Source organism: Bradyrhizobium murdochi (genome assembly GCF_000472965.1).
GTDB lineage: Bacteria > Pseudomonadota > Alphaproteobacteria > Rhizobiales > Xanthobacteraceae > Bradyrhizobium > Bradyrhizobium murdochi.
Window position 1 is genome coordinate 51703 of the sequence record NZ_AXAU01000005.1, and the last position, 20322, is coordinate 72024.

At 63.6% G+C, this 20322-nt stretch carries 20 protein-coding genes; 11 read left to right on the top strand and 9 right to left on the bottom strand.

Annotated features, from left to right (window positions below; all coding sequences use genetic code 11):
* Window positions 1–238 precede the first annotated feature (238 nt).
* On the top strand, window positions 239–1360 hold the full coding sequence (locus YUO_RS0114810; RefSeq protein WP_083754604.1) for an alpha/beta fold hydrolase: 1122 nt from the start codon (window positions 239–241) through the stop codon (window positions 1358–1360).
* 70 nt (window positions 1361–1430) lie between these two features.
* Here the strand turns inward: YUO_RS0114810 and YUO_RS0114815 are convergent, their stop codons facing one another.
* Entirely contained in the window at window positions 1431–1781 is a 351-nt protein-coding gene (locus tag YUO_RS0114815; protein WP_028347975.1) for a RidA family protein, read from the bottom strand.
* A gap of 121 nt (window positions 1782–1902) precedes the next feature.
* Window positions 1903–3561 (bottom strand): FAD-binding dehydrogenase, encoded by a 1659-nt coding sequence (locus tag YUO_RS0114820; RefSeq protein WP_028347976.1) that lies wholly within the window; start codon window positions 3559–3561, stop codon window positions 1903–1905.
* A 287-nt stretch (window positions 3562–3848) separates the two neighbouring features.
* On the opposite strand from YUO_RS0114820, the gene YUO_RS0114825 reads away from it, so the two are divergent.
* The 6 genes from YUO_RS0114825 (at window position 3849) to YUO_RS0114850 (ending at window position 9278) form a co-directional block, all read left to right on the top strand.
* Window positions 3849–4319 (top strand): hypothetical protein, encoded by a 471-nt coding sequence (locus YUO_RS0114825; protein ID WP_028347977.1) that lies wholly within the window; start codon window positions 3849–3851, stop codon window positions 4317–4319.
* 255 nt (window positions 4320–4574) lie between these two features.
* Entirely contained in the window at window positions 4575–4739 is a 165-nt protein-coding gene (locus YUO_RS40755) for a hypothetical protein (RefSeq protein WP_347335931.1), read from the top strand.
* 23 nt (window positions 4740–4762) lie between these two features.
* Window positions 4763–5353, top strand: a complete 591-nt coding sequence (locus YUO_RS0114835) for an SCO family protein (RefSeq protein ID WP_028347978.1) — start codon at window positions 4763–4765, stop codon at window positions 5351–5353.
* Between the two features lie 168 nt (window positions 5354–5521).
* Complete coding sequence (locus tag YUO_RS0114840) at window positions 5522–6361, top strand: transporter substrate-binding domain-containing protein (RefSeq protein WP_430649539.1); 840 nt, start codon at window positions 5522–5524, stop codon at window positions 6359–6361.
* 199 nt (window positions 6362–6560) lie between these two features.
* Entirely contained in the window at window positions 6561–8204 is a 1644-nt protein-coding gene (locus YUO_RS0114845; protein ID WP_028347980.1) for a lysine--tRNA ligase, read from the top strand.
* Window positions 8205–8495: 291 nt separating this feature from the next.
* Window positions 8496–9278: a class II aldolase/adducin family protein gene (locus YUO_RS0114850; protein ID WP_028347981.1), complete on the top strand. Its 783-nt coding sequence runs from the start codon at window positions 8496–8498 to the stop codon at window positions 9276–9278.
* Between the two features lie 136 nt (window positions 9279–9414).
* Here the strand turns inward: YUO_RS0114850 and YUO_RS0114855 are convergent, their stop codons facing one another.
* Both YUO_RS0114855 and YUO_RS0114860 read right to left on the bottom strand, forming a co-directional pair.
* The gene (locus YUO_RS0114855) at window positions 9415–9921 is read right to left on the bottom strand and encodes a mismatch-specific DNA-glycosylase (protein ID WP_198028035.1); all 507 of its coding nucleotides are present in this window, start codon (window positions 9919–9921) and stop codon (window positions 9415–9417) included.
* Between the two features lie 11 nt (window positions 9922–9932).
* Window positions 9933–10583 (bottom strand): S24 family peptidase, encoded by a 651-nt coding sequence (locus YUO_RS0114860; protein ID WP_198028036.1) that lies wholly within the window; start codon window positions 10581–10583, stop codon window positions 9933–9935.
* A 184-nt stretch (window positions 10584–10767) separates the two neighbouring features.
* Here YUO_RS0114860 and YUO_RS0114865 point away from each other — a divergent pair, with 184 nt between their 5' ends.
* Together YUO_RS0114865 and YUO_RS0114870 are read left to right on the top strand one after the other, a co-directional pair.
* Window positions 10768–11112: a DUF952 domain-containing protein gene (locus YUO_RS0114865; RefSeq protein ID WP_028347984.1), complete on the top strand. Its 345-nt coding sequence runs from the start codon at window positions 10768–10770 to the stop codon at window positions 11110–11112.
* Window positions 11109–12206, top strand: coding sequence for a quinone-dependent dihydroorotate dehydrogenase (locus YUO_RS0114870; protein WP_028347985.1), 1098 nt, complete (start codon window positions 11109–11111; stop codon window positions 12204–12206). The genes YUO_RS0114865 and YUO_RS0114870 overlap by 4 nt, the downstream gene beginning before the upstream one ends.
* Window positions 12207–12393: 187 nt before the next feature.
* On the opposite strand, the gene YUO_RS0114875 is transcribed toward YUO_RS0114870, so the two are convergent.
* The 5 genes from YUO_RS0114875 to YUO_RS0114895 all read right to left on the bottom strand — a co-directional run bounded on the left by YUO_RS0114875 (window position 12394) and on the right by YUO_RS0114895 (window position 17662).
* Window positions 12394–13716, bottom strand: coding sequence for an MATE family efflux transporter (locus YUO_RS0114875; protein WP_028347986.1), 1323 nt, complete (start codon window positions 13714–13716; stop codon window positions 12394–12396).
* A 2-nt stretch (window positions 13717–13718) separates the two neighbouring features.
* A complete protein-coding gene (locus YUO_RS0114880; protein WP_028347987.1) occupies window positions 13719–14453 on the bottom strand; it encodes an MBL fold metallo-hydrolase in 735 nt (244 codons plus the stop codon).
* Window positions 14454–14477: 24 nt separating this feature from the next.
* A complete protein-coding gene (locus YUO_RS0114885) occupies window positions 14478–14780 on the bottom strand; it encodes a DUF6460 domain-containing protein (RefSeq protein WP_028347988.1) in 303 nt (100 codons plus the stop codon).
* Between the two features lie 96 nt (window positions 14781–14876).
* Entirely contained in the window at window positions 14877–16628 is a 1752-nt protein-coding gene (locus YUO_RS0114890; RefSeq protein WP_028347989.1) for a cisplatin damage response ATP-dependent DNA ligase, read from the bottom strand.
* On the bottom strand, window positions 16625–17662 hold the full coding sequence (locus YUO_RS0114895) for a ligase-associated DNA damage response exonuclease (RefSeq protein ID WP_028347990.1): 1038 nt from the start codon (window positions 17660–17662) through the stop codon (window positions 16625–16627). Before YUO_RS0114895 ends, YUO_RS0114890 begins: the two co-directional genes overlap by 4 nt.
* A 216-nt stretch (window positions 17663–17878) precedes the next feature.
* Here YUO_RS0114895 and YUO_RS0114900 point away from each other — a divergent pair, with 216 nt between their 5' ends.
* The gene (locus YUO_RS0114900) at window positions 17879–18805 is read left to right on the top strand and encodes a class I SAM-dependent DNA methyltransferase (protein ID WP_028347991.1); all 927 of its coding nucleotides are present in this window, start codon (window positions 17879–17881) and stop codon (window positions 18803–18805) included.
* A gap of 264 nt (window positions 18806–19069) precedes the next feature.
* Window positions 19070–20299, top strand: coding sequence for an ABC transporter substrate-binding protein (locus YUO_RS0114905; protein WP_028347992.1), 1230 nt, complete (start codon window positions 19070–19072; stop codon window positions 20297–20299).
* The last annotated feature ends 23 nt before the right edge of the window (window positions 20300–20322 follow it).

Consider the following 20322-nt stretch of genomic DNA (forward strand, 5'->3'; position numbering starts at 1 on the left):
GCTGACCGACTATCGAAAAATCCGACGCGCCAATCGATTACCTCAGAGGTCAAGGATTTCGATTTTTGGCAATCATGCATGTTGCGGATGCGGTGCTGACCTATTTCCGACGATCGATCGGGCTAGGGCCTGCGCCGGATCTGGCGTAAAAGCATGCGACATCGGCTCTTGCCGCCCTCATTATGGTGGGACGATCAATCGGGGAACGGCTGTGGCAGAGAAACCCAAGACGCCGAAGATGCCGGAGCAGCATGCGGGCGCCGACTGGGCGCAGGTATGGCTGTGGCCGCTGGAAGCGACGCGATTGGCGCTCGACAGCTACGCCCAATGGTTCGCCGATCCCAAGCCCGCGCCTTCCCACGCGCCGGAGCAGATGCCGCTGGCCTGGACCACGCCAAACGTCGTGGCGCTGCAACTTCCGTCGATGCGGCTGCGGGCGTTTTCGCGAGGCAATGCGGGGCAGCCGGTACTCGTTTGCGCGCCCTATGCGCTGCACGGCGCGCTGGTCGCGGACTTCGCGCCAGGCCACAGTCTGGTAGGGGCGCTGCAACGAGACGGCATGAACCGCATCTATGTCACGGACTGGCGCTCGGCCACGCCGGAAATGCGCCACCTGTCGATCGACAATTATCTGGCCGAACTCAATGTGGCGATCGACGAGATCGGTGCGCCGGTCGATCTTGTCGGCCTGTGCCAGGGCGGGTGGCTGTCGCTGGTCTACGCCGCTCGTTTCCCCGGCAAGGTGCGGCGGCTGGTGCTCGCCGGTGCGCCGGTCGATGTTTCCGCGCCGTCAGAGCTTTCGAAGATGGTGGCCGCACTTCCGCAGGGCGCTTTCGAGCAGATGGTGCAGCAGGGTGAAGGGATCGTGAACGGCGAGCACATGCTGCGGTTCTGGAACATTCCATTCAGCCAGCATGACGTCGAAGCCGTGCTGCAAAGGAATCTTCGCGATGGATCGGACGAGGCGCGCATGCTGCTGGACCGATTCAAGCGCTGGGATCGCGAGACGCTGGACCTGCCGGGAGCCTATTATCTCGAGGTGACCGGCCGGGTTTTTCGCGAGAACCAGATCGCTGAAGGGCGTTTCGTCGCGCTCGGCCGCAGGATCGATCCCGCCGAGGTGCGCGTGCCGGTCTTCCTGCTGGCGGGAGAGAACGACATCGTTGTCCCGCCCCGTCAGGCGTTCGCAACCGCGCGGCTTTTGGGCACGCCGCCGGCATGGCTGGAACGGGCGTCCGAGCCATGCGGTCATCTCGGCCTTTTCATGGGGCGCAGGGCCTTGCGCCATTCCTGGCGCCGGATCGCCCGGTGGCTTCAGGCTGATATCGGCGATGTCACGGGCGCACGGATCAGCGCGTGAAAGGCAGATGAAAATGCCCCGGATTGCGCCTGCAATCCGGGGCAGCAAGATGGGTATCGGTTGGCTGACGTTACTTCGCCGCGACCACCATGATCTCGACATTGTACTGCGGGGCGGCGAGCTTGGCCTCGACGGTGGCGCGCGCTGGCGTGTTGCCGGCCGAGACCCAGCCGTCCCACACCGCGTTCATCTCGGGAAAGGTCTTCATGTCGGTGATGTAGATCGTGGCCGACAAGAGCTTCGACTTGTCGGTGCCGGCCTTGGCGAGATGGCCGTCGATGATCGAGAGAATGTCCTGAGTCTGCTCGGTCACGCTCTTGCCGGCGGCCTTGCCGGCAACGACGCCGGCGAGATAGACGGTGTTGCCGTGGACGACGGCCTGGCTCATGCGAGGTCCGGTTTCGAAGCGCTGGATGGTCATATTGTTCTCCTGATAGGGGGCGGCGGTTACTTAGCGCGCTCGTGTCCTATGCGCCACTGCGTTATTTGCATTGAGATTGGAGCCGCCATGCCGGGACAAGCCCGGCCATCGCGGCAAGAAATCAGGAAGCCGCCTTTGCCGCTGCGCGTCCCGCATTCCTCCCCGAGAACAGGCAGCCGCCGAGGAAGGTGCCTTCCAGCGAGCGGTAGCCATGCATGCCGCCGCCACCGAATCCGGCGGCTTCGCCGGCGGCGTACAGGCCCCTGATGATCTCGCCGTTGGTGCCGAACACGCGCGAGTCGAGATCGGTCTCGAAACCGCCCAGCGTCTTGCGCGTCAGGATGTTAAGCTTGACCGCGATCAGCGGGCCGTGTTCGGGGTCGAGAATTTTGTGCGGCTTTGCGGTGCGGATCAATTTGTCGCCGATGTAGCGGCGCGCATTGTGCAGGTTCATCACCTGCGCGTCCTTGACATAGGGATTGGTGATCTCGCGGTCGCGCGCCTCGATCTGCGCCTTGATGTGATCGTGCTTGAGCAGGTCGCTGCCGGCGAGCGCGTTCATCGCGCTGACGAGTTCGCCGAGATTGTCGCGCACGATGAAGTCGGCGCCATTCTGCTTGAACGCTTCCACCGGCGCCGGTGCCCCCTTGTTGGTGGCGCGCTTGATGGTCATGCGCCAGCTCTTGCCGGTGAGGTCGGGATTCTGCTCGGAGCCGGAGAGCGCGAACTCCTTTTTGATGATGCTCTGGGTCAGGATGAACCAGGAGTAATCGTAGCCGGTCGACATGATGTATTGCAGTTGGCCGAGCGTGTCGGAGCCGGGGAAGAGCGGGGCGGGCAGGCGCTTGCCCGTGGCGTCGAACCACATCGAGGACGGGCCGGGCAGGATGCGTATGCCGTGGCGCGGCCAGATCGGGTTCCAGTTCCGGATGCCCTCGACGTAGTGCCACATCCGGTCGCGGTTGATCAGCCGCGCGCCGGCGGCCTCGGTGATGCCGATCATGCGGCCATCGACATGTTCGGGCACGCCGGAGATCATGAATTTCGGCGGCTCGCCCAGACGCTTCGGCCAGTTCTGCCTGACCATGTCATGATTGCCGCCGATGCCGCCGGAAGCGACGATCACGGCCTGCGCACGCAGCGTGAAATCACCGACGACCTGGCGCGAGGAGCTCTTGCCGCGCTCGACGCTGTCGGGCTCGAGCACGGAGCCGCCGACCCCCTCGACCGCGCCGTTCGCCATCATGAGTGTGTCGACGCGATGGCGGAACTTGAACGTTAACCGGCCATTTTTTTTTGCTTCGCGCGCGCGGCGCTCGAACGGCTCGACGATGCCGGGGCCGGTGCCCCAGGTGACGTGAAAGCGCGGCACCGAATTGCCGTGGCCCATCGCGTCATAGCCGCCGCGCTCGGCCCAGCCGACCACCGGAAAAATACGGTGACCCATCGAGCGCAGCCAGTCGCGCTTCTCGCCGGCCGCGAACGCGACATAGGCTTCCGCCCATCGCTTCGGCCAATGATCGTCGTCGCGGTCGAAGCCCGCGGTGCCCATCCAATCCTGCAATGCGAGATCAAACGAATCCTTGATGCCGATCCGGCGCTGCTCGGGAGAGTTGACCAGAAACAATCCGCCGAACGACCAAAAGGCTTGTCCGCCAAGGCTTTGTTCGCCTTCCTGGTCGACGACAATGACGCGTTTGCCGGCGTCTACGATCTCCGTCGCCGCGACCAGTCCCGCCAAGCCACCGCCGACCACAATTACGTCTGCATCGTCAGCCATCGTTTCCTCCCCCGTGCCGTTTTTGATTCAAGCCCGCGTCTTCGCGCGCGGTCAACGGCAATCGGATTCTTGCCTGTGGCTGCGTCGCCATCTCGGCAAGAGTCGTTTGTTCCAGTTTGGGACCTTTGCGCGCGGAGGGTGCAGCGGCCAAGCAACACTTGATTTGAATTTGTTTTGACTGGCTGTGGCTGCCTAGACAAAATCACGATCTCAAACGACGCTACGCCACGTCTTGCATCACAAAGACGATCAGATTCGGTTTCGACATTTCTAGACTGGGGCAGGATATGAAGCTGGTGACGGGGTTGCTTGCCGCGGTGCTGCTGCTGGCGGGAGTGGGGGCGAGCCAGGCAGTGGTGCGGATAGCCGATGATCGCGGCGGCCGGATCGGCACCTACGTCGACAGGTATCAGGGCCTCCGCTCCTCGGGCGAAACCGTCATCATCGATGGGCTGTGCGCGTCGGCCTGCACCATCGTGCTCGGCGCGGTTCCCCATGACCGGATCTGCGTTACCTCGCACGCCAATCTCGGCTTCCATGCCGCCTGGGATTTCGGCGCCAACGGCCGTGCCATCACCAACCCCGAAGCAACCCAGATGCTGTATTCGATGTATCCGCCGCCGGTACGCAGGTGGATTGCGGCGCGCGGTGGCCTGACCCAGCGCATGCTCTTCCTGCGCGGCAAAGCGCTTCAGGCGATGTACAGGCCCTGCTATCTCGACGCCCAGGCCTCCTCGAACAAGCCTGCTTCACGCTGAACCAGCGCAGCCGTTTCGCCAAAAAGTAACGCGGTGGCCGGGCCCGCCGCCTTCGCTAAAGCTTCGGCGGCCGAGCGCATTCTTGGCCCGGCGAAGCGTTAGCGGAGACGGGTCCCGGCCATTTGCTTTTGGTGCACCTCTCGCCCGACTTGCCCTCCGCATGACGTGATGTTGGGCACGGCCATTCCGCTTGCCTGCGCCGGGAACTGCCCCTATCTGAATCCCATGATTCAGTCGATTTCCACGCGAGTCCGAATGATGGCGGCGGCCCCGCATCAGGGCAGGCTCGCGTCCGTGATCGTCTGGAGCGCTGCCGGCCTCGGTGCGCTGGCCGTGCTCGGCGCGGCTGCATTGTGGTTCCATTACGGCACCACGGTGTTTTTCGAAATGATCGCCGCCGGCATCTCGGCCTGCTTCTGACCGGGCAATAAGGAATTCCTGACATGGACCGGACCATTCGCCCGCTGGTGATTATCGCTGCCTTCGCCGCGAGCCTCTTGGTCGGGCTGGTGATCATGCTGTGGGTGCTCGGTGGCTTGCGAACCGTCACGGCGCCGGCTGCGATCGGCGGGCCGTTTCAACTGACCGACCAGGCCGGCCAGACCGTCACCGAGCAGAATTTGAAGGGCAAGCCGACGCTGATCTTCTTCGGCTTCACCCATTGCCCCGATGTCTGTCCGACCTCGCTGTTCGAGATTTCGGAAGTGCTGAAGGCGATGGGCAAGGACGCCGATCGCGTCAACGCCTGGTTCGTCTCCGTCGATCCCGAGCGCGACACGACGGCCGCGATGAAGGACTATCTCTCCAGCTTCGACCCGCATTTGAAGGGGCTGACCGGCCCGCCGGACGCGGTGGCAAAAGTGCTCTCGGCCTACCGGGTCTATGCCCGGAAAGTCCCGCTCAAGGACGGCGATTACACCATGGATCACACCGCGCTGATCTATCTGATGGATCGCGACGGCAATTTCGTCGCGCCCTTCAACGTGAAACGGACACCCGAGGAAGCCGCCAAGGATCTGAAGCGCTATCTCTGAGCGGCAAGCTGGCCAAAGGTCGAAAACGGCCTCGCATCGCGGGCCGGATGGTCTATAAGGCCGTGAAATTCCGCAAAGCCATTGCCGAAGATGCCTTATCTTAACGTCCAGTTAACCAATGCAAGACTGCATCGAACCATCAGCACGTGGCTGGTCGGGCTGTCGATCGTGTCTGCATTGACGGTTCTCGGCGGTAATGCGGCGCTGGCGCAAACCCAACCGCGTCCGGCGGTCGAGGCGGCCCCGCAGGCGGTGCCCGGCTTCTGGGACCCGCGGCGGCGCCCGGACCGGCCCGACATGTCGCGCCTGACCGTGATCCGGTTCCTGACCGAGACTGACTATCCGCCGTTCAACTTTACCGGCCCCGACGGCAACCCCGCCGGCTTTAACGTCGATCTGGCGCGCGCGCTGTGCGACGAGATCAAGATCTCCTGCACCATCCAGATGCGCCGGTTCGAGACGCTGGTCGATGCGATCACAAGCAATCGCGGTGACGCCATTATCGCCTCCTTGGCGGTGACGCCGGCCTTGCGCGCAAGGCTCGATTTCACCGATCCCTATTACCGCGCGCCGGCGCGCTTCGTGTCGCGGCGTGACGCCGTGATGCCGGAGGTCCGCCCGGAATATCTCGAAGGCAAGAAGGTCGGCGTCATCGCGGGCACTTCGCACGAGGCCTATCTGAAGGCGATGTTCACCGACGCCGAGATCAAATCCTACCCGAACGACGACGCGCTGCGGCTGGCACTCAGGCGGAGCGAGGTCGACTTCATCTTCGGCGATGCGATCTCGCTGGCGTTCTGGATTAACGGCACCGATTCCGCCGAATGCTGCGCCTTTTCCGGCGGGCCCTTCGTTGAGAGCCGCTATTTCGGCGAAGGCATCGGCATCGCCGTCCGCAAGGGCAACGATCTGCTCCGGACCTCGCTGAACTGGGCGCTGTTCCGGATCTGGGAAAAAGGCCGCTTCACCGATCTATGGCTGAGGTATTTTTCGATTAGTCCGTTTTGACCGCTTCGTGGCTGTGTAGGGTGGGCAAAGCGAAGCGTGCCCACCATTCGAGCCGCAGGGTCGGTGAGATGGTGGGCACGGCGCAAGGGCGCCTTTGCCCACCCTACGGCTTGCGCACCATCCCGGAATGACGGCTCTGCCGTCATTTTGCATTTTGCCTCGGAAGCGCTAGTTTCCGCGGCCTCTGGAGAGCCTTTGAATGTCCGTCATCGACCTTGCCGCCAGCCCGAGCGATTTGCGCGCGCTCGCCGAACAATCCAACGCCTGGCCGTTCGAGCAGGCCAAGGCCATTGTCGCGCGGCTGAAGAAGAATCCGAAGGACGAGGTGCTGTTCGAGACCGGCTACGGCCCGTCGGGCCTGCCGCATATCGGCACCTTCGGCGAGGTCGCGCGCACCACCATGGTGCGCCACGCCTTTCGCGTGCTGACCGAGGACAAGGTCAAGACCCGGCTGCTCGCCTTCTCCGACGACATGGACGGCCTGCGCAAGGTGCCGGACAATGTGCCGAACAAGGAGATGCTGGCGTCACATCTCGGCAAGCCGTTGTCGCGGATACCGGATCCGTTCTCCAACGAGCACCCGTCGTTCGGCGCGCACAACAATGCTCGGCTACGCGCGTTCCTCGATACTTTCGGCTTCGACTACGAATTCGCCTCGTCGACTGACTACTACACCTCGGGCCGGTTCGACGCCGCGCTGCTGCGCATGCTGGAGCGCCTCGACGCCGTCATGAAGATCATGCTGCCCAGCTTGCGCGAGGAACGCGCGGCGACCTATTCGCCGTTCCTGCCGATCTGTCCGCGCACCGGCATGGTGTTGTATGTCCCGATCATCGAGCACGATGTGAAGGCCGGCACCGTCTCCTATGACGATCCCGAGACCAAGGAGCGCGTCACGGTCCCCGTCACCGGCGGGCATTGCAAGCTGCAATGGAAGCCTGACTGGGCGATGCGCTGGTTTGCGCTTGGCGTCGACTACGAAATGGCCGGCAAGGACCTGATCGACTCCGTGAAGTTGTCTGGCAAGATCTGCTCGGCGCTTGGCGGCACTCCGCCGGAGGGCTTCAATTACGAGCTGTTCCTCGACGAAAAGGGTCAGAAGATCTCGAAGTCGAAGGGTAATGGGCTGACCATCGACGAATGGCTGCGCTATGCCTCGCCGGAATCGCTGTCGCTGTTCATGTATCGTGAACCGAAGGCGGCGAAGCGGCTCTATTTCGACGTGATCCCGCGCAATGTCGACGACTATCAGCAATTCCTCGACGGCTTCCCGCGTCAGGATGCCAAGCAGCAGCTCGCCAATCCGGTCTGGCACATCCATTCCGGCAAGCCGCCGAAGGCGGACATGCCCGTCACCTTCCAGCTCCTGCTGACCTTGGTGTCGTCGTCGAATGCGGAGAACGCCGAAACGCTGTGGGGTTTTATCGGCCGCTATCGTCCGGGTGTCACGCCGCAGACGCATCCGAAGCTGGACGCGATGGTCGGCTACGCTATCAACTACTATCGCGACTTCGTGGCGCCGACCAAGAAGTTCCGCGAGCCGATCGCCAGCGAACGCGCTGCGCTGCAGGATCTGCGTGACGCTCTGTCGCAATTGCCGGCGGGATCGAGCGCCGAAGAGATCCAGAACGTGGTCTATGAGATTGGCCGCCGCGAGCCGTTCCTCGATCCTGTCAAGAAGGGCAAGGACGGCCGGCCCGGCGTCTCCCTCGACTGGTTCAACATGCTCTACCAGGTGCTGCTCGGCCAGGAGAAGGGCCCGCGCTTCGGCTCGTTCGTCGCGGTGTACGGCGTATCGAATTCGGTCGCGATGATCGACGGCGCGCTGGCAAGGAGTGCGTAACTCTTTCCGTCGCCCCTGCGAAAAGCAGGGACCTATAGCCACAGGCCGATGTTATCGGCTTCGCCGTGGCTCCAGCTTGATGCAAGCAACGAACGCCTGTGGTTATAGGTCCCGGCTCAAGGCCGGGACAACTCCGGGGGGCTTGGCTGCGGCTCGGACCTGCAAACCGGGATGGCAGGCCCGCCGCAATTTCAGCCATGGCGGCGCCGGATTGCGCTACACTGCTGTGCATAACAGTCGTCGAAGCCTCCACCGAGGGGCCGGCAAATAAGCGGATCAGGGAGAAAGCTCATGCAGTTCAGGGTTTCGCCACAGACGCTCAGCGAGTACGGCGCCGAGGAATGGCAGGCGCGGGTCGATCTCGCGGCCGCGCACCGGCTGGCCTTCATCCAGGGATTTTCCGAAGGCATCTTCAACCATCTGACCTTCGTGGTGCCGGGCAAGAGCGACCGCTACTACCAGATTCCGTTCGGCACGCACTGGTCCGAAGTCACCGCGTCCTGCTTCATGGAAGTCGGCATCGACGACGGCGAGGTTAAAAGAGGCGAAGGCGAGGTGGAGCGGTCCTGCTATTGCATCCATGCGCCGATCCACAAGGCGCTGCCGCAGGCGAAGGCGGTGTTTCATACCCATATGCCGCATGCCAGCGCGCTGACGCGGCTGGAAGATCCCCGCATCAAGGAAATCGGCCAGACCGAGGTCGGGCTGTCGGGCGCCATTGCCTATGACGACGAGTACACTGGACCGGCGCTCGATCCCGCCGAAGGCGCGCGGCTTGCAAAAGTCATCGGCGACAAGACCGTGCTGTTCATGGCCAATCACGGCATCTCCACCGTGGGCGCGACCATCGCGGAAGCCTATGATATGCTGTATTACGTCGAGCGTGCCGCCCAAGTGCAGATCTACGCGATGTGGACCGGGCAGAAGCTAAAACAGTTGCCGGCGCCTGTGGTGGAGAAAACCAAGCGCGATTACAAGGACGAGCATCTCTACAAGGGCCCGACCCCGGCGCAGCGGCATTTCGATGCGTTGAAACGGATGCTGGATCGCAAGGAGCCGGATTACGCGACGTAATTCTCCGTCGTCCCTGCGAACGCAGGGACCCATACGCCGCGGCCTGCGGAAAGGGCAGGCTGGGAGACGTTATTTTTCGCCACGAGCATTTGTGGTTATGGGCCCCTGCGTTCGCAGGGGCGACGCTGTGGTGAAGTTAGTGGCTCGCCGCCCTCACAGCATCCGCAAACTGGTGCCAGATCTCCGGGCGCCAGCTTCCATTTGCGGCACCTGAAGTCGACGGCAGTATCCATACCCTGGTATCGCCGATCAGCTCCAACTGCTCGCCATAGTCCCGCTTGCCGTCGAAGAATTTCTGCCCCGCCGTCTTGCTGGTGAACGCAAGGAATTGCGGACGGAATGTCGCGATTGCATTGCTCAGCCGGGCGCGATCCGCTGCCGTCAATTTGGGAAGCGCGGCGCGGTCCATCCCCGCGCCCGCTTTCACCAGATCGGTCAGGCCGATCCCATGTCGCAGCAGGCTGCGATATTGATGCGGCTGCAGTGGCTCCGACGTCAGCCCCGTCTCGTGCAAGATCGCCCAGAACTTATTTTGCCGGTGCGCGTAGTAGGCCCGCTGGGCAGCGGACGTCGTCCCGGCGGCGGTTCCGCACAACACGATGCGAAGAGAATGTTGCAGCAGGTCGCTCAGCACGTCCGTCACGGAAGGCAATCCTACTGGCTCACCCATACGATCCGGGCGATCCAGGCGACGTCGTCGGCGTCAAGCGTGCGATCGGCATGCGCTGGATTGAGCGACTGCAATTCCAGGGTCTTGGTGGTCCGGCGCTTCAATTCCTTGACCATCACTTCGCCGTCTGACGTCTTGAGCACCACGCGGTCGCCGCGCCGGATCGGCGTGGCCGGCGACACCACGATGATGTCGCCGTCGCGATAGATCGGCTTCATCGCGTCGCCAGAGATTTCCAGTGCATAGGCATGCTCGTCCGTGGTCGATGGCAGCGCCACCTCGCTCCAGCCCTTGCCGGCGGGAAAGCCGGAATCGTCGAAATGGCCGCCGTCGGCTTGCGCCAGGGCGAGCAGCGGCACCGACTGCTGGCTGCGCGCGCCGTCGCCGATCAATTGCACGAAGGTCTCGACCGACGAATTGGTCGCAGCCAGGGCCTTGGAAACGGATTCCGTCGACGGCCAGCGTTCGCGGCCGTCGGCGGCGATGCGCTTAGACTTGTTGAACGTGGTGGGATCGAGGCCGGCTTGCTTGGCAAGACCCGAGGGTGACATGCCGGCACGTTCCGCCAGCCGGTCGAGCGCGGTCCAGATCTGGCTGTGGGTCAGAATGCGTTGCGCCTTGGCCTGTCTGGCCATCGAAAATCCCTGAAGCGATCTAGGAATTATTGCCTCATTTGGCCGGTTCGCGCAATTCTTCCAGCCGAAGTCTGTGACCGCAGCGCTTGAGTTAGGCGCGGGCCGCCTTTACGGTCGGCCGCAACCCGGCCATTTCCGGGAAAATCCCAAGAGACTCAACGACAAGCAGGAAGTCCGGAAAGCCGTGCCCACGATCTATAAAATCACTCCCGCCTCGGCTTGGCGCGAGGCCGAACGGCAGGGCGTCTACCGGGGAAGTAGCGACGATCTGCGCGACGGCTTCATTCATTTTTCGACCGCGTCCCAGGTCGCCGAGACCGCACGCAAGCATTATTTCGGCCAGACCGGGCTGTTCCTGGTCGCGGTCGACGCCGACGCGCTGGGGGATGCGCTGCGCTGGGAGCGTTCGCGCAACGACGAACTGTTTCCGCATCTCTACGGCGAACTCGATCTCGGTGCGGTGACCGGCATTCTCGACATGCGCGCGCGGTCCGACGGCACGCACGACATTCCGGAGTTGCTCCCGTGATCCGCGCCTTCGACGCCTTCTCGCTACCGCTGTTGCGCTGGTTCGATCCGGAGGACGCGCATCGCATGGCGATCCAGGGCCTGCGGCTGCTGCCGTCGGTCAAGCCGCGCGCCGACGATCACAAACTGGCGGTGCGCGCCTTCGGCCTGAATTTTCCCAATCCGATCGGCATGGCCGCGGGCTTCGACAAGAGCGCGGAAGTGCCCGACGCGCTGTTGCGGCTCGGGTTCGGCTTCGTCGAGATCGGCACCGTGACGCCGAAACCGCAGGGCGGCAATCCGCGGCCGCGGCTGTTTCGGCTCGAGCGGGATGAAGCCGTTATCAACCGCATGGGCTTCAACAATGACGGCGCCGAAGCCGCATTGCGCCGGCTGGCGGCGCGCGCCCATCATGGCGGCATTATCGGCGTCAATGTCGGGGCGAACAAGGATTCGCCCGACCGCATCGCCGACTATGTCAAACTGATCGAGATCTTTGCACCCGTCGCGAGCTATTTCACCGTCAACGTCTCCTCGCCGAACACGCCGGGCCTGCGCAATTTGCAGCAAGCGGCTGCGCTCGACGAGTTGCTTGCCAAGGTGATCGATGCGCGCGAACGGGTGCGGAAGAATGCCGGCGATTCGCCGGTGCTGCTGAAGATCGCGCCCGATCTCAGCCTCGCCGAACTCGACGACGTCGTGCATATCGCGCGCTCGCGCGGGGTCGACGGCATGATCGTCGCCAACACCACGCTGGCGCGCCCTTCGATCCTGCGTGAACAGGCCCGCGCCAAAGAGCAGGGCGGATTGTCGGGACGGCCGCTGTTTCGACTATCGACCCGCATGGTGGCGGAGACCTATGTCCGCACCGAAGGCGCGTTTCCGTTGATCGGCGTCGGCGGCATCGATTCCGGCGGCGCGGCGCTGACCAAAATCCGCGCCGGCGCAAGCCTGATCCAGATCTATTCGTCGCTGGTCTACAAGGGCCTTGGGCTGGTGCACGACATCAAGAACGATCTTGCTTCCACTCTGCTCCGCACCGGACGCGACTCGCTCTCGGAAATCGTCGGCGCAGATGCCGCGACGATCACGGCCGAGGACTGGCCGGTGAGATAGGCTCTTCGCGCGCGCAAGCGCCTCCCTAGTCACCTCGCCCCGCTCTTCGCGGGGAGAGGTCGGATTGCGAAGCAATCCGGGTGAGGGGAGTTTCCGCATACTAAGTTCTATCGAATTCGCGGAGACAGCCCCTCACCCCGACCCTCTCCCCGCAAGAGCGGGGCGAGGGAGAAGAGCGTCGCCCGTCTCATCCAAACGACTTCCTCAACAGTGCCGGATACCGCAGCGCCTCTAACCCACCGCGCGCGGCGTAATGAACCAATAGCGCGCCCCACAGTCCGGCATTGCCAAACGACCGCAGCGCAAACCACGCGGTGAGGAAGATGACCAGCGAAGCCACCATGAGATTGCGCATGTCGCGCGCCCAGGTGGCGCCGATATAGATGCCGTCAAAGGCAAAGGCGAACACGCCGAGCAACGGCGCAAAAATCACGAACGGCAAATAGTCGCGCGCGATGCGCCGCACCTCCGCGCTTGCCGTCATGATGTCGACAACCGCAGGCCCGAACAGCAGGAAACAGGCGGCGACCGCGAGCGCGAAGCCAAAACCCCACATCACGACCAGCTTGACCGCTCCGGCGAAGGCCGCCTTATTGCGGGCGCCATAGGCCCGGCCGCAAAGCTGCTCGGCGGCGTTGGCGAGGCCATCGAGGAAAAAGGCGCCGAATAGCAGAAAATTGTTGAGCACGGCATTGGCGGCGAGCGTCAGGTCGCCGGCACGCGCGCCCTGTGCGGTGAAGAACAAAAACGCCGCGATCAGCGAGGCGGTGCGGATCATGATGTCGCGGTTGACCGAGAGCATGCGCATCAGCTTGGCAGGATCGAACAGCATCGCGCGGGAAACGCCGAGTTGCCCTTTCGAAAGGAGGCGGGCGATCTGCAATCCGAGCATCAGGCCTGCCGCTTCCGCGATCAGCGCGGCGATTGCAGCGCCGGCAATTCCGAAGTCGAGCGCCAGCACCAGCACGACGGTCGCCGCCACGTTGATGAGGTTGATCGTGATCTGCGTGCCGAGCGCCAGCTTGGCCCGGGCCTGCCCGACCAGCCATCCCAGCACCACGTAATTGCCGAGCGCCAGCGGCGCTGACCAGATCCGGATCGCGAAGTACGTCTTTGCCGCCTGTGTAACGCTGTCGCTGCCCCCCATTACGCCCAGCAGAATCGATGCCAGCGGCATCTGCAGGGCAATCAAGGCCGCGCCGACCAGTGCCGCGACGATCAGCCCGCGTGCCAGGATGGCGCGCAGTTCCGACGTCTCGCCGGCGCCGAGCGATTGCGCCGTAAAGGCGACCGTGCTCATGCGCAGGAATCCGAACAGCCAGAACATGCAGTCGAACAGCACTGAGGCCAACGCCACGCCGCCGAGCAGCGTGGCGTCGCCGAGCCTGCCGATAGCGGTGGTCGAGACAATGCCGATCAGCGGCGTGGTCAGGTTTGCGACCATCGCGGGACCGGCGATGGCAAACACCTGTGCCGTCGTGACTTTCGATGGAGCTAGCGGCGAATGCATGCCTAGAGCTCGACGACCATGCCGTCATGGGCGGCGGTGTAGGGCAGTTCGCCCAGTCGCCCGAGCATGTCGTCGCTCATATGCGTCAGCACCAGCCGTTTCGGGTTGATCTCGGGCAGATGCGCTGCGAGCGTTTTCAGGCTCAGATGGTTCTTGATGACCTTGTCAAAGTAATAAGCCTCGGCGACGAACAGGTCGGCGTCGCGCCCCGCCGGGATCAGCGTCTCCGTCCACTCGGTGTCGGCGCTATAGGCAATGACGCGGCCCTCCGCCTCGACGCGATAAGCCAGGAATGGTCCACCGGATTCGCCATGGACGACGGGATAGGGCGTGACCTTGACCTCCCCGAATGTGCGGCTTTGCTCCGGTTCAAGCGCGACGACTGAGAGATCAAAACGCTGTTTGGTCTTCGATGAGTGCTCGAACAGCGCTTCCATCAGGCTAGCGAGTTTTGTCTCGATCCCTTGCGGGCCGGCAATGACGAGCGGGCGCGAACGTCGCGTGAATTGCGCATCCAGCAGCAGGAACGGCAGGCCGCCAAAATGGTCGCCGTGGAAATGCGTGATCAGGATCAGGTCGATCTCGTCGCGCGCAATGCCGAGCCGCTTCAGCGCCGGCAGCGATGATGCGCCGCAATCGATCAGGAAGTTAACGCGGCTACCCGTGACGTGGAAGCAGGTGTTGTACCTGCCACCGGAGCCGAGCGCATCGCCGCAGCCGACAAATCGCAATTGCATCGGCTGCCACCGCCCAACGAGTAACTATCGCCCGCGCGGGGCGCCGAACAGCCGCGACAGCAGCCAGATCGGGACCACGATCACAGCGCCGAGCAGGAAGTAGCGCCACAGCCAGTTGATGGCGTCGAAGCCGAGATCCCACAGCCGCTGGAACAGCATGCGGATGCTGTGCAGGATATTCCAGGGATCGAACCCGATCGCGGCGAGCACCACGCCGACCAGGATCGACAACAGGATCAGCCGGAACGCCACCGACAGCGGCGAGCCGCCGAGAAAGCGATACAGGCCGTCATTGTTGGCCGGCAGGTCTCTGACGTCGTTGGGCATCGGTTTCTCCTCGCGGGTCGTGCGCATTATAGGCACGGCGGGGCACATGGGAAACCCGCTCATATCAGTCAATGGCCGCCATGCGCCTGCGGAATGTTAATTTGCCGTCACGTCCTTCAACATCCGTTCCAGCGTCTCCAGCCGGTCGGCCTCGCGCGGTGGCTTGTCCCAGCGCAGCCGGCTGATGCGCGGAAACCGCATCGCGACGCCGGATCTATGCCGCGGCGAGCGCGCCAACCCCTCGAACGCCACTTCCAGCACCAACCCCTGGTCCGGCTCATGCACGACATGGCGGACCGGGCCGAACTTTTCGGTCGTGTTGCGGCGGACGAAACGGTCGATCTGCAACAGCTCTTCATCGGTGAACCCGAAATAGGCCTTGCCGACCGGCACCAGTTGCTCGCCGTCCTCGCCCGAGGTCCAGACACCGAAGGTGTAATCCGAATAATAGGACGAGCGCTTGCCGTGGCCGCGCTGCGCATACATCAAGACGGCGTCGATGATGTGCGGATCGCGCTTCCATTTCCACCACTGGCCCCTGGGCCGGCCCGGCAGATAGGGCGCGTCGCGGCGCTTGAGCATCACGCCCTCGACGGCATCGGCATCTTCGCCGGCGCCGGCACTGGCGGGATCGGCGCGCGCGGCTATCAGCGCCTGCCAGCTATCGAAGGCAATGGTCGGTGACAGGTCGATGCGCGGATCGTCCAGCTTCCGGACGAATACTTCGAGATGCGCGCGGCGCTCGACAAACGGCAATTCGCGCAGGTCGTTCTCATCGTCGCCGAGCAGGTCGTAGGCGCGCAGGTGAATCGGAAAGTCCTTGGTCAACTTCGGCGAGACGACTTTTCGATTGAGCCGCTGCTGCAATACGTTGAAGGTCTGCACGCGGCCATCGCGCAGCACCAGCAGTTCGCCGTCAATCGCGCCGGGCAGATGCAGCGACGGCAGGAGGTCGGGAAAGCTGTTGGTGATGTCCTCGCCAGTGCGCGAGTAGAGCCGCGCCTGGGTGTGCCCGCGCTCATCGCGACCGCTTACTGCCTGCACGCGAATGCCGTCCCACTTCCATTCTGCGATGTAGTCAGCCGGATCGAGACTGGCGAAATCCGTATCCTCGATCGCATGCGCCAGCATCACCGGGCGGAACGGCGCCGGATCGCGGTTGACCGGCTTGTCGCCGCGGCCTTCCAGCCAGGCGAACAATTCGAGATAGGGTGGGGCGAGCCCCGGCCAGATCAGCTCGATCTCGTGCGGGTCCTTGTCGCCCAACGCCGCTGCGGCCGTTTTCGCCAGCCGCGCCGAAATCCCGATCCGCATCGCGCCGGTGACCAGCTTTAGCAGCGCCCAGCGGCCGGTCTCGTCGAGCTCGTCGAGCCATCGCGCGAGCTGGCTTGGCAGTTCGGTCTTGCCGAGCGTGCGAAGGGTAACGACGACTTCGGAGAGGGTGGGGGGAGGCGGATTGTTGTGGCGTGAGTCAATATTGAGACCACCCGTGTGGTACCCCTCTCCCTGGCCCTCCTTTGCGGGTGAGAGCGGGAGAGAGGCGTGGCCCAGCAAAGACTCGCGGTAATTTGCTCCGCCCTTCGGCCACATCAGCGCGACCGTCTCGGATAAGTCGCCGACATAATCATAGGACAATCCGAACAACACCGGATCAGTCCGATCCATGATCAGGTCACGAACAAGTCCCGGCTTGGCGTGCTTGAACGACAGCGCGCCGGTCAGCGCCGCCAGCGCGTAGCCGCGGTCGGGATCGGGCGTGTCGCGGAAATAGGCCGTGATCAGCCGCAGCTTGTTGTTGCGGCCGGGCTCGTAGGCTAGGCGGTCCAGCAGTTCGGCAAAGCGGTTCATGTCTCGGCCTCGTCGGCCGCGACCACCTCGTGTTCCTCCTCATCGCCGTAGCCGACCAGATCGAGCGGCCGCGCGGCAAGCCCGCGCGCCCTGCACCAATGCACCAGCGCGTCTTCCTGGCCGTGCGTGACCCAGACCTCGCCGGCGCCGGTGGCCGAGATGGTCGCGGTCAGCCCGTCCCAGTCGGCGTGGTCGGATATCACCAGCGGCAGTTCGACGCCGCGCTGGCGGGCGCGCGCCCGCACCCGCATCCAGCCCGAGGCAAACGCCGTGACCGGATCGGGGAATCGCCGCGTCCAAATGTCAGAGGTAGCCGTCGGCGGCGCCAGCGTGATGGTGCCCGCAAGATCGGCCTTCTTCATGCCCTTCACCAGCCGCAGCTCGCCGAGCGCTATGCCGCGGCTCTCATAGTAGCGCGTGATCCCTTCCATCGCGCCATGCAGATAGACCGGCGCGTCATAGCCCTGCTCGCGCAACAACGCGATCACGCGCTGCGCCTTGCCGAGCGAATAGGCCCCGACCAGATGCGCGCGTTCTGGAAACAGCGCGACGGAGGCGAGCAGCTTTTTCACTTCATCCGCCGCATCGCCATGGCGGAACACCGGCAGGCCGAAGGTGGCCTCGGTGATGAAGACGTCGCAGGGCACGACTTCGAATGGCGTACAGGTCGGATCAATCGCGTCCTTGTAATCGCCGGACGCAACGATGCAGAGGTCCTTGCAGGAAACGGCGATCTGTGCCGAGCCCAGTACGTGGCCCGCGGGGTGAAACTTGATCTTGACGTCGCCGAGGCGGATCTCTTCGCCATAGCGAATCGCCTGCGTGCTGCGCGCAAAATTGTCGCCATAGCGCAGCCGCATCATGTCGAGCGTTTCCTGCGTGGCGAGCACGGCGCCATGGCCGGGCCGGGCGTGGTCGGAATGGCCATGGGTAATCACGGCGCGCTCGACCGGGCGAACGGGATCGATATGGAAGCCGCCCGGCTTGCAGCACAGGCCGGCAGCAACTGGCAACAGGATGTCGTGCGGACGCATCCGGATTATATAGGGCGTCTCCCCGCAATGTTCAGCCGTGTGATGTTTAGCCGTCATGCGCGGGCTTGACCCGCGCATCCATCTTTTGAAGAGTCGCCCTTTATTGATGGATTGCCGGGTCCCGGCTCCGCCAAGGCTTCGCCGGGCCAAGCATGCGCTCGGCCGGCGTAGCTCCAGCGAAGCCGGCAAGCCCGGCAACGACAAGTTTCGGAACCCATGCCTGCCCGCCTGTTTCTCTCTTCCGGCGATCTGATGGCCGACCGCAGGTTCGAATTCGCGCGCGATCTGCAATTGAAGGGCGATCTGGCGGCCGCCGCCGATCTGCTGATGCAGGCGATCGAACTGGCGCCGAATTTCACCTCCGCCTGGTTCACGCTCGCCGATATCCGCGAGCAACTCGGTGAGCGCGACGCGGCGATCTCGGCGTTTCGCCAGGCCCAGGCCAGCGATCCCGGCGACCGCCGTGGCGCCGGACTTAGGTTGATGCGGCTCGGCGCCGAACCATTGGCCGGCATGCCGCAGGCCTATGTGCAAACGCTGTTCGATCAATATGCGCCGCGATTTGAATCCTCGCTTGTGGGCGATCTCGGTTATCGCGGCCCGGCACTGTTGTTCAAGGCGGTGCTGGCGGTGCGATCAGCCGCGCGCAAGCCGGCGTTCTTCAAGCGCGCGATCGACCTCGGCTGCGGCACCGGGCTGGCGGCGTCGGCGTTTGCCAGGGAGGTCGATCATTTCATTGGCGTCGATCTGTCGCCGCGGATGATCGAGCGGGCGCGCGCCACTGGCCTCTATGCGGAGCTGGAAGTCGCCGACATGCTGCAAGGCCTGCGCGCGAGGAGGGAGGCCAGCGCCGACCTCATTCTTGCCGCGGACGCCATGGTTTATGTCGCCGACATCGCTCCCGTGCTGGCGGAAGCAGCGCGCGCGTTGGTGCCGGGCGGTCTCATCGCCTTCACCACCGAGACCCATGACGGTGAGGGTGTCAGGCTCGGGCGGGGCCTTCGCTACGCGCACGCCACAGCTTACGTGCGCGCGGCAGTCGAGGGGGCCGGTCTGCAATTATCCCGCCTCGAAGAATTATCCGCCCGCAATGAGGATCATGCGCCGGTTCCTGGCCTGGTCGCCGTCGCCGCGAAAACTTGACTGCTCTTCCATTCTCCCCTTGTGAGAGAAGGTGGTGCGGATGCAATCCGCGCCGGATGAGGGGTTCTTTCCGCGGACGCAGACCCCTCACCCGTCTCGAATGAGCTGGCGCTCATTCGATCCACCCTCTCCCACAAGGGGAGAGGGTGAAACTTGAGTCTAGGCGCTACGCGCACCGCGAATGGCGGGATTGCGTGCGACATGTCAGCTATTGCCAGGGACACTGGAATGCCTGATCAAAGCTCCCATAAGGGAGAAACAACAATGAACAAGAAACAGAGTCGTCGTGAATTCGGCGCCACCGCGCTCGCTACCGCTCTTGCATCAACGCTGCCCGCGCCGTTCGTCTGGGCCGCGGAGAAAAAATATGATCCCGGCGCCAGCGACACCGAAATCAAGATCGGGCAGACCGTGCCGCATTCCGGTCCCGGCTCGCTCTACGGCGTACTCGGCCGTGTCGGCGAAGCCTATTTCCAGATGCTGAACGAGAAGGGTGGCATCAACGGACGCAAGGTGAAATTCTTCACCATGGACGACGCCTACAGCGCGCCGAAATGCGTCGAGGCGACGCGGCGGCTGGTCGAGCAGGAGGAAGTGCTGGCGCTGTACGGCTCGCTCGGCACCGCGCCGCAGACTGCCGTGCACAAATATCTCAATTCAAAGGGCGTGCCGCAATTGCTGCTCAATACCGGCGCGTCGAAATGGAACGACCCCAAAAACTTCAAATGGACCATGGCGGGCCTGCCGCTCTATCCGACCGAAGCGCGCATTCTCGCCAGGCATGTCGTGAGCGTGAAGCCGGACGCGAAAATCGGCATCCTCTACCAGAACGACGATTTCGGCCGCGATTTCCTCGGTCCATTCAAGAAGGTGCTGGCGGATGCTGGCGGCACCGCCAAGGTGATCATGGAGCAGACCTACGATCTGACCGAGCCGACGATCGATTCGCAAATCATCAATCTCTCTAAATCCGGCGCTGACGTCTTCTACAATATCTCGACCGGCAAGGCGTCATCGCAGTCGATCCGCAAAGTGGCTGAACTCGGCTGGAAGCCGCTGCATCTGTTGTCGGCGGGATCGACGGGCCGTTCGATTCTCAGCGCCGCCGGTTTCGAGAATGCTACCGGCATCGTCGCGATCAGATACGCCAAGGAAGTCGGCGTGCCGCGCTTCGAAAAGGACCCTGACGTGCTGGCGTTCGAGGAATTGCGCAAGAAATATCTGCCGAACGTCGACCCCGACAACACCATCGCCTTTGCCGGCTACGGCCAGGTCGCGTCGATGGCGGAGATCCTGCGCCGCTGCGGCGACGAACTCACCCGCGCCAATGTGCTCAAGCAGGCGACGACGCTGGCGGGCTTCCATTCGCCCTACTTCCTCGATGGCGTGAACTACAGCTACACGCCGGAGGACTACACGCCAATGAAGACGCTCTACATCTCGATCTTCAACGGCAAGGACTGGGACATTTCGGATAAGCCGGTGACGGAGTAGGGGGCACCTCCCTCTCCCCGTTC

Coding starts and splice junctions, on each gene's coding strand:
- YUO_RS0114810 (WP_083754604.1), top strand. CDS start 239: ATGCCGGAGCAGCATGCGGGCGCCGACTGGGCGCAGGTATGGCTGTGG.
- YUO_RS0114815 (WP_028347975.1), bottom strand. CDS start 1,781: ATGACCATCCAGCGCTTCGAAACCGGACCTCGCATGAGCCAGGCCGTC.
- YUO_RS0114820 (WP_028347976.1), bottom strand. CDS start 3,561: ATGGCTGACGATGCAGACGTAATTGTGGTCGGCGGTGGCTTGGCGGGA.
- YUO_RS0114825 (WP_028347977.1), top strand. CDS start 3,849: ATGAAGCTGGTGACGGGGTTGCTTGCCGCGGTGCTGCTGCTGGCGGGA.
- YUO_RS40755 (WP_347335931.1), top strand. CDS start 4,575: ATGATGGCGGCGGCCCCGCATCAGGGCAGGCTCGCGTCCGTGATCGTC.
- YUO_RS0114835 (WP_028347978.1), top strand. CDS start 4,763: ATGGACCGGACCATTCGCCCGCTGGTGATTATCGCTGCCTTCGCCGCG.
- YUO_RS0114845 (WP_028347980.1), top strand. CDS start 6,561: ATGTCCGTCATCGACCTTGCCGCCAGCCCGAGCGATTTGCGCGCGCTC.
- YUO_RS0114850 (WP_028347981.1), top strand. CDS start 8,496: ATGCAGTTCAGGGTTTCGCCACAGACGCTCAGCGAGTACGGCGCCGAG.
- YUO_RS0114860 (WP_198028036.1), bottom strand. CDS start 10,583: ATGGCCAGACAGGCCAAGGCGCAACGCATTCTGACCCACAGCCAGATC.
- YUO_RS0114875 (WP_028347986.1), bottom strand. CDS start 13,716: ATGCATTCGCCGCTAGCTCCATCGAAAGTCACGACGGCACAGGTGTTT.
- YUO_RS0114880 (WP_028347987.1), bottom strand. CDS start 14,453: ATGCAATTGCGATTTGTCGGCTGCGGCGATGCGCTCGGCTCCGGTGGC.
- YUO_RS0114885 (WP_028347988.1), bottom strand. CDS start 14,780: ATGCCCAACGACGTCAGAGACCTGCCGGCCAACAATGACGGCCTGTAT.
- YUO_RS0114890 (WP_028347989.1), bottom strand. CDS start 16,628: ATGAACCGCTTTGCCGAACTGCTGGACCGCCTAGCCTACGAGCCCGGC.
- YUO_RS0114895 (WP_028347990.1), bottom strand. CDS start 17,662: ATGCGTCCGCACGACATCCTGTTGCCAGTTGCTGCCGGCCTGTGCTGC.
- YUO_RS0114900 (WP_028347991.1), top strand. CDS start 17,879: ATGCCTGCCCGCCTGTTTCTCTCTTCCGGCGATCTGATGGCCGACCGC.
- YUO_RS0114905 (WP_028347992.1), top strand. CDS start 19,070: ATGAACAAGAAACAGAGTCGTCGTGAATTCGGCGCCACCGCGCTCGCT.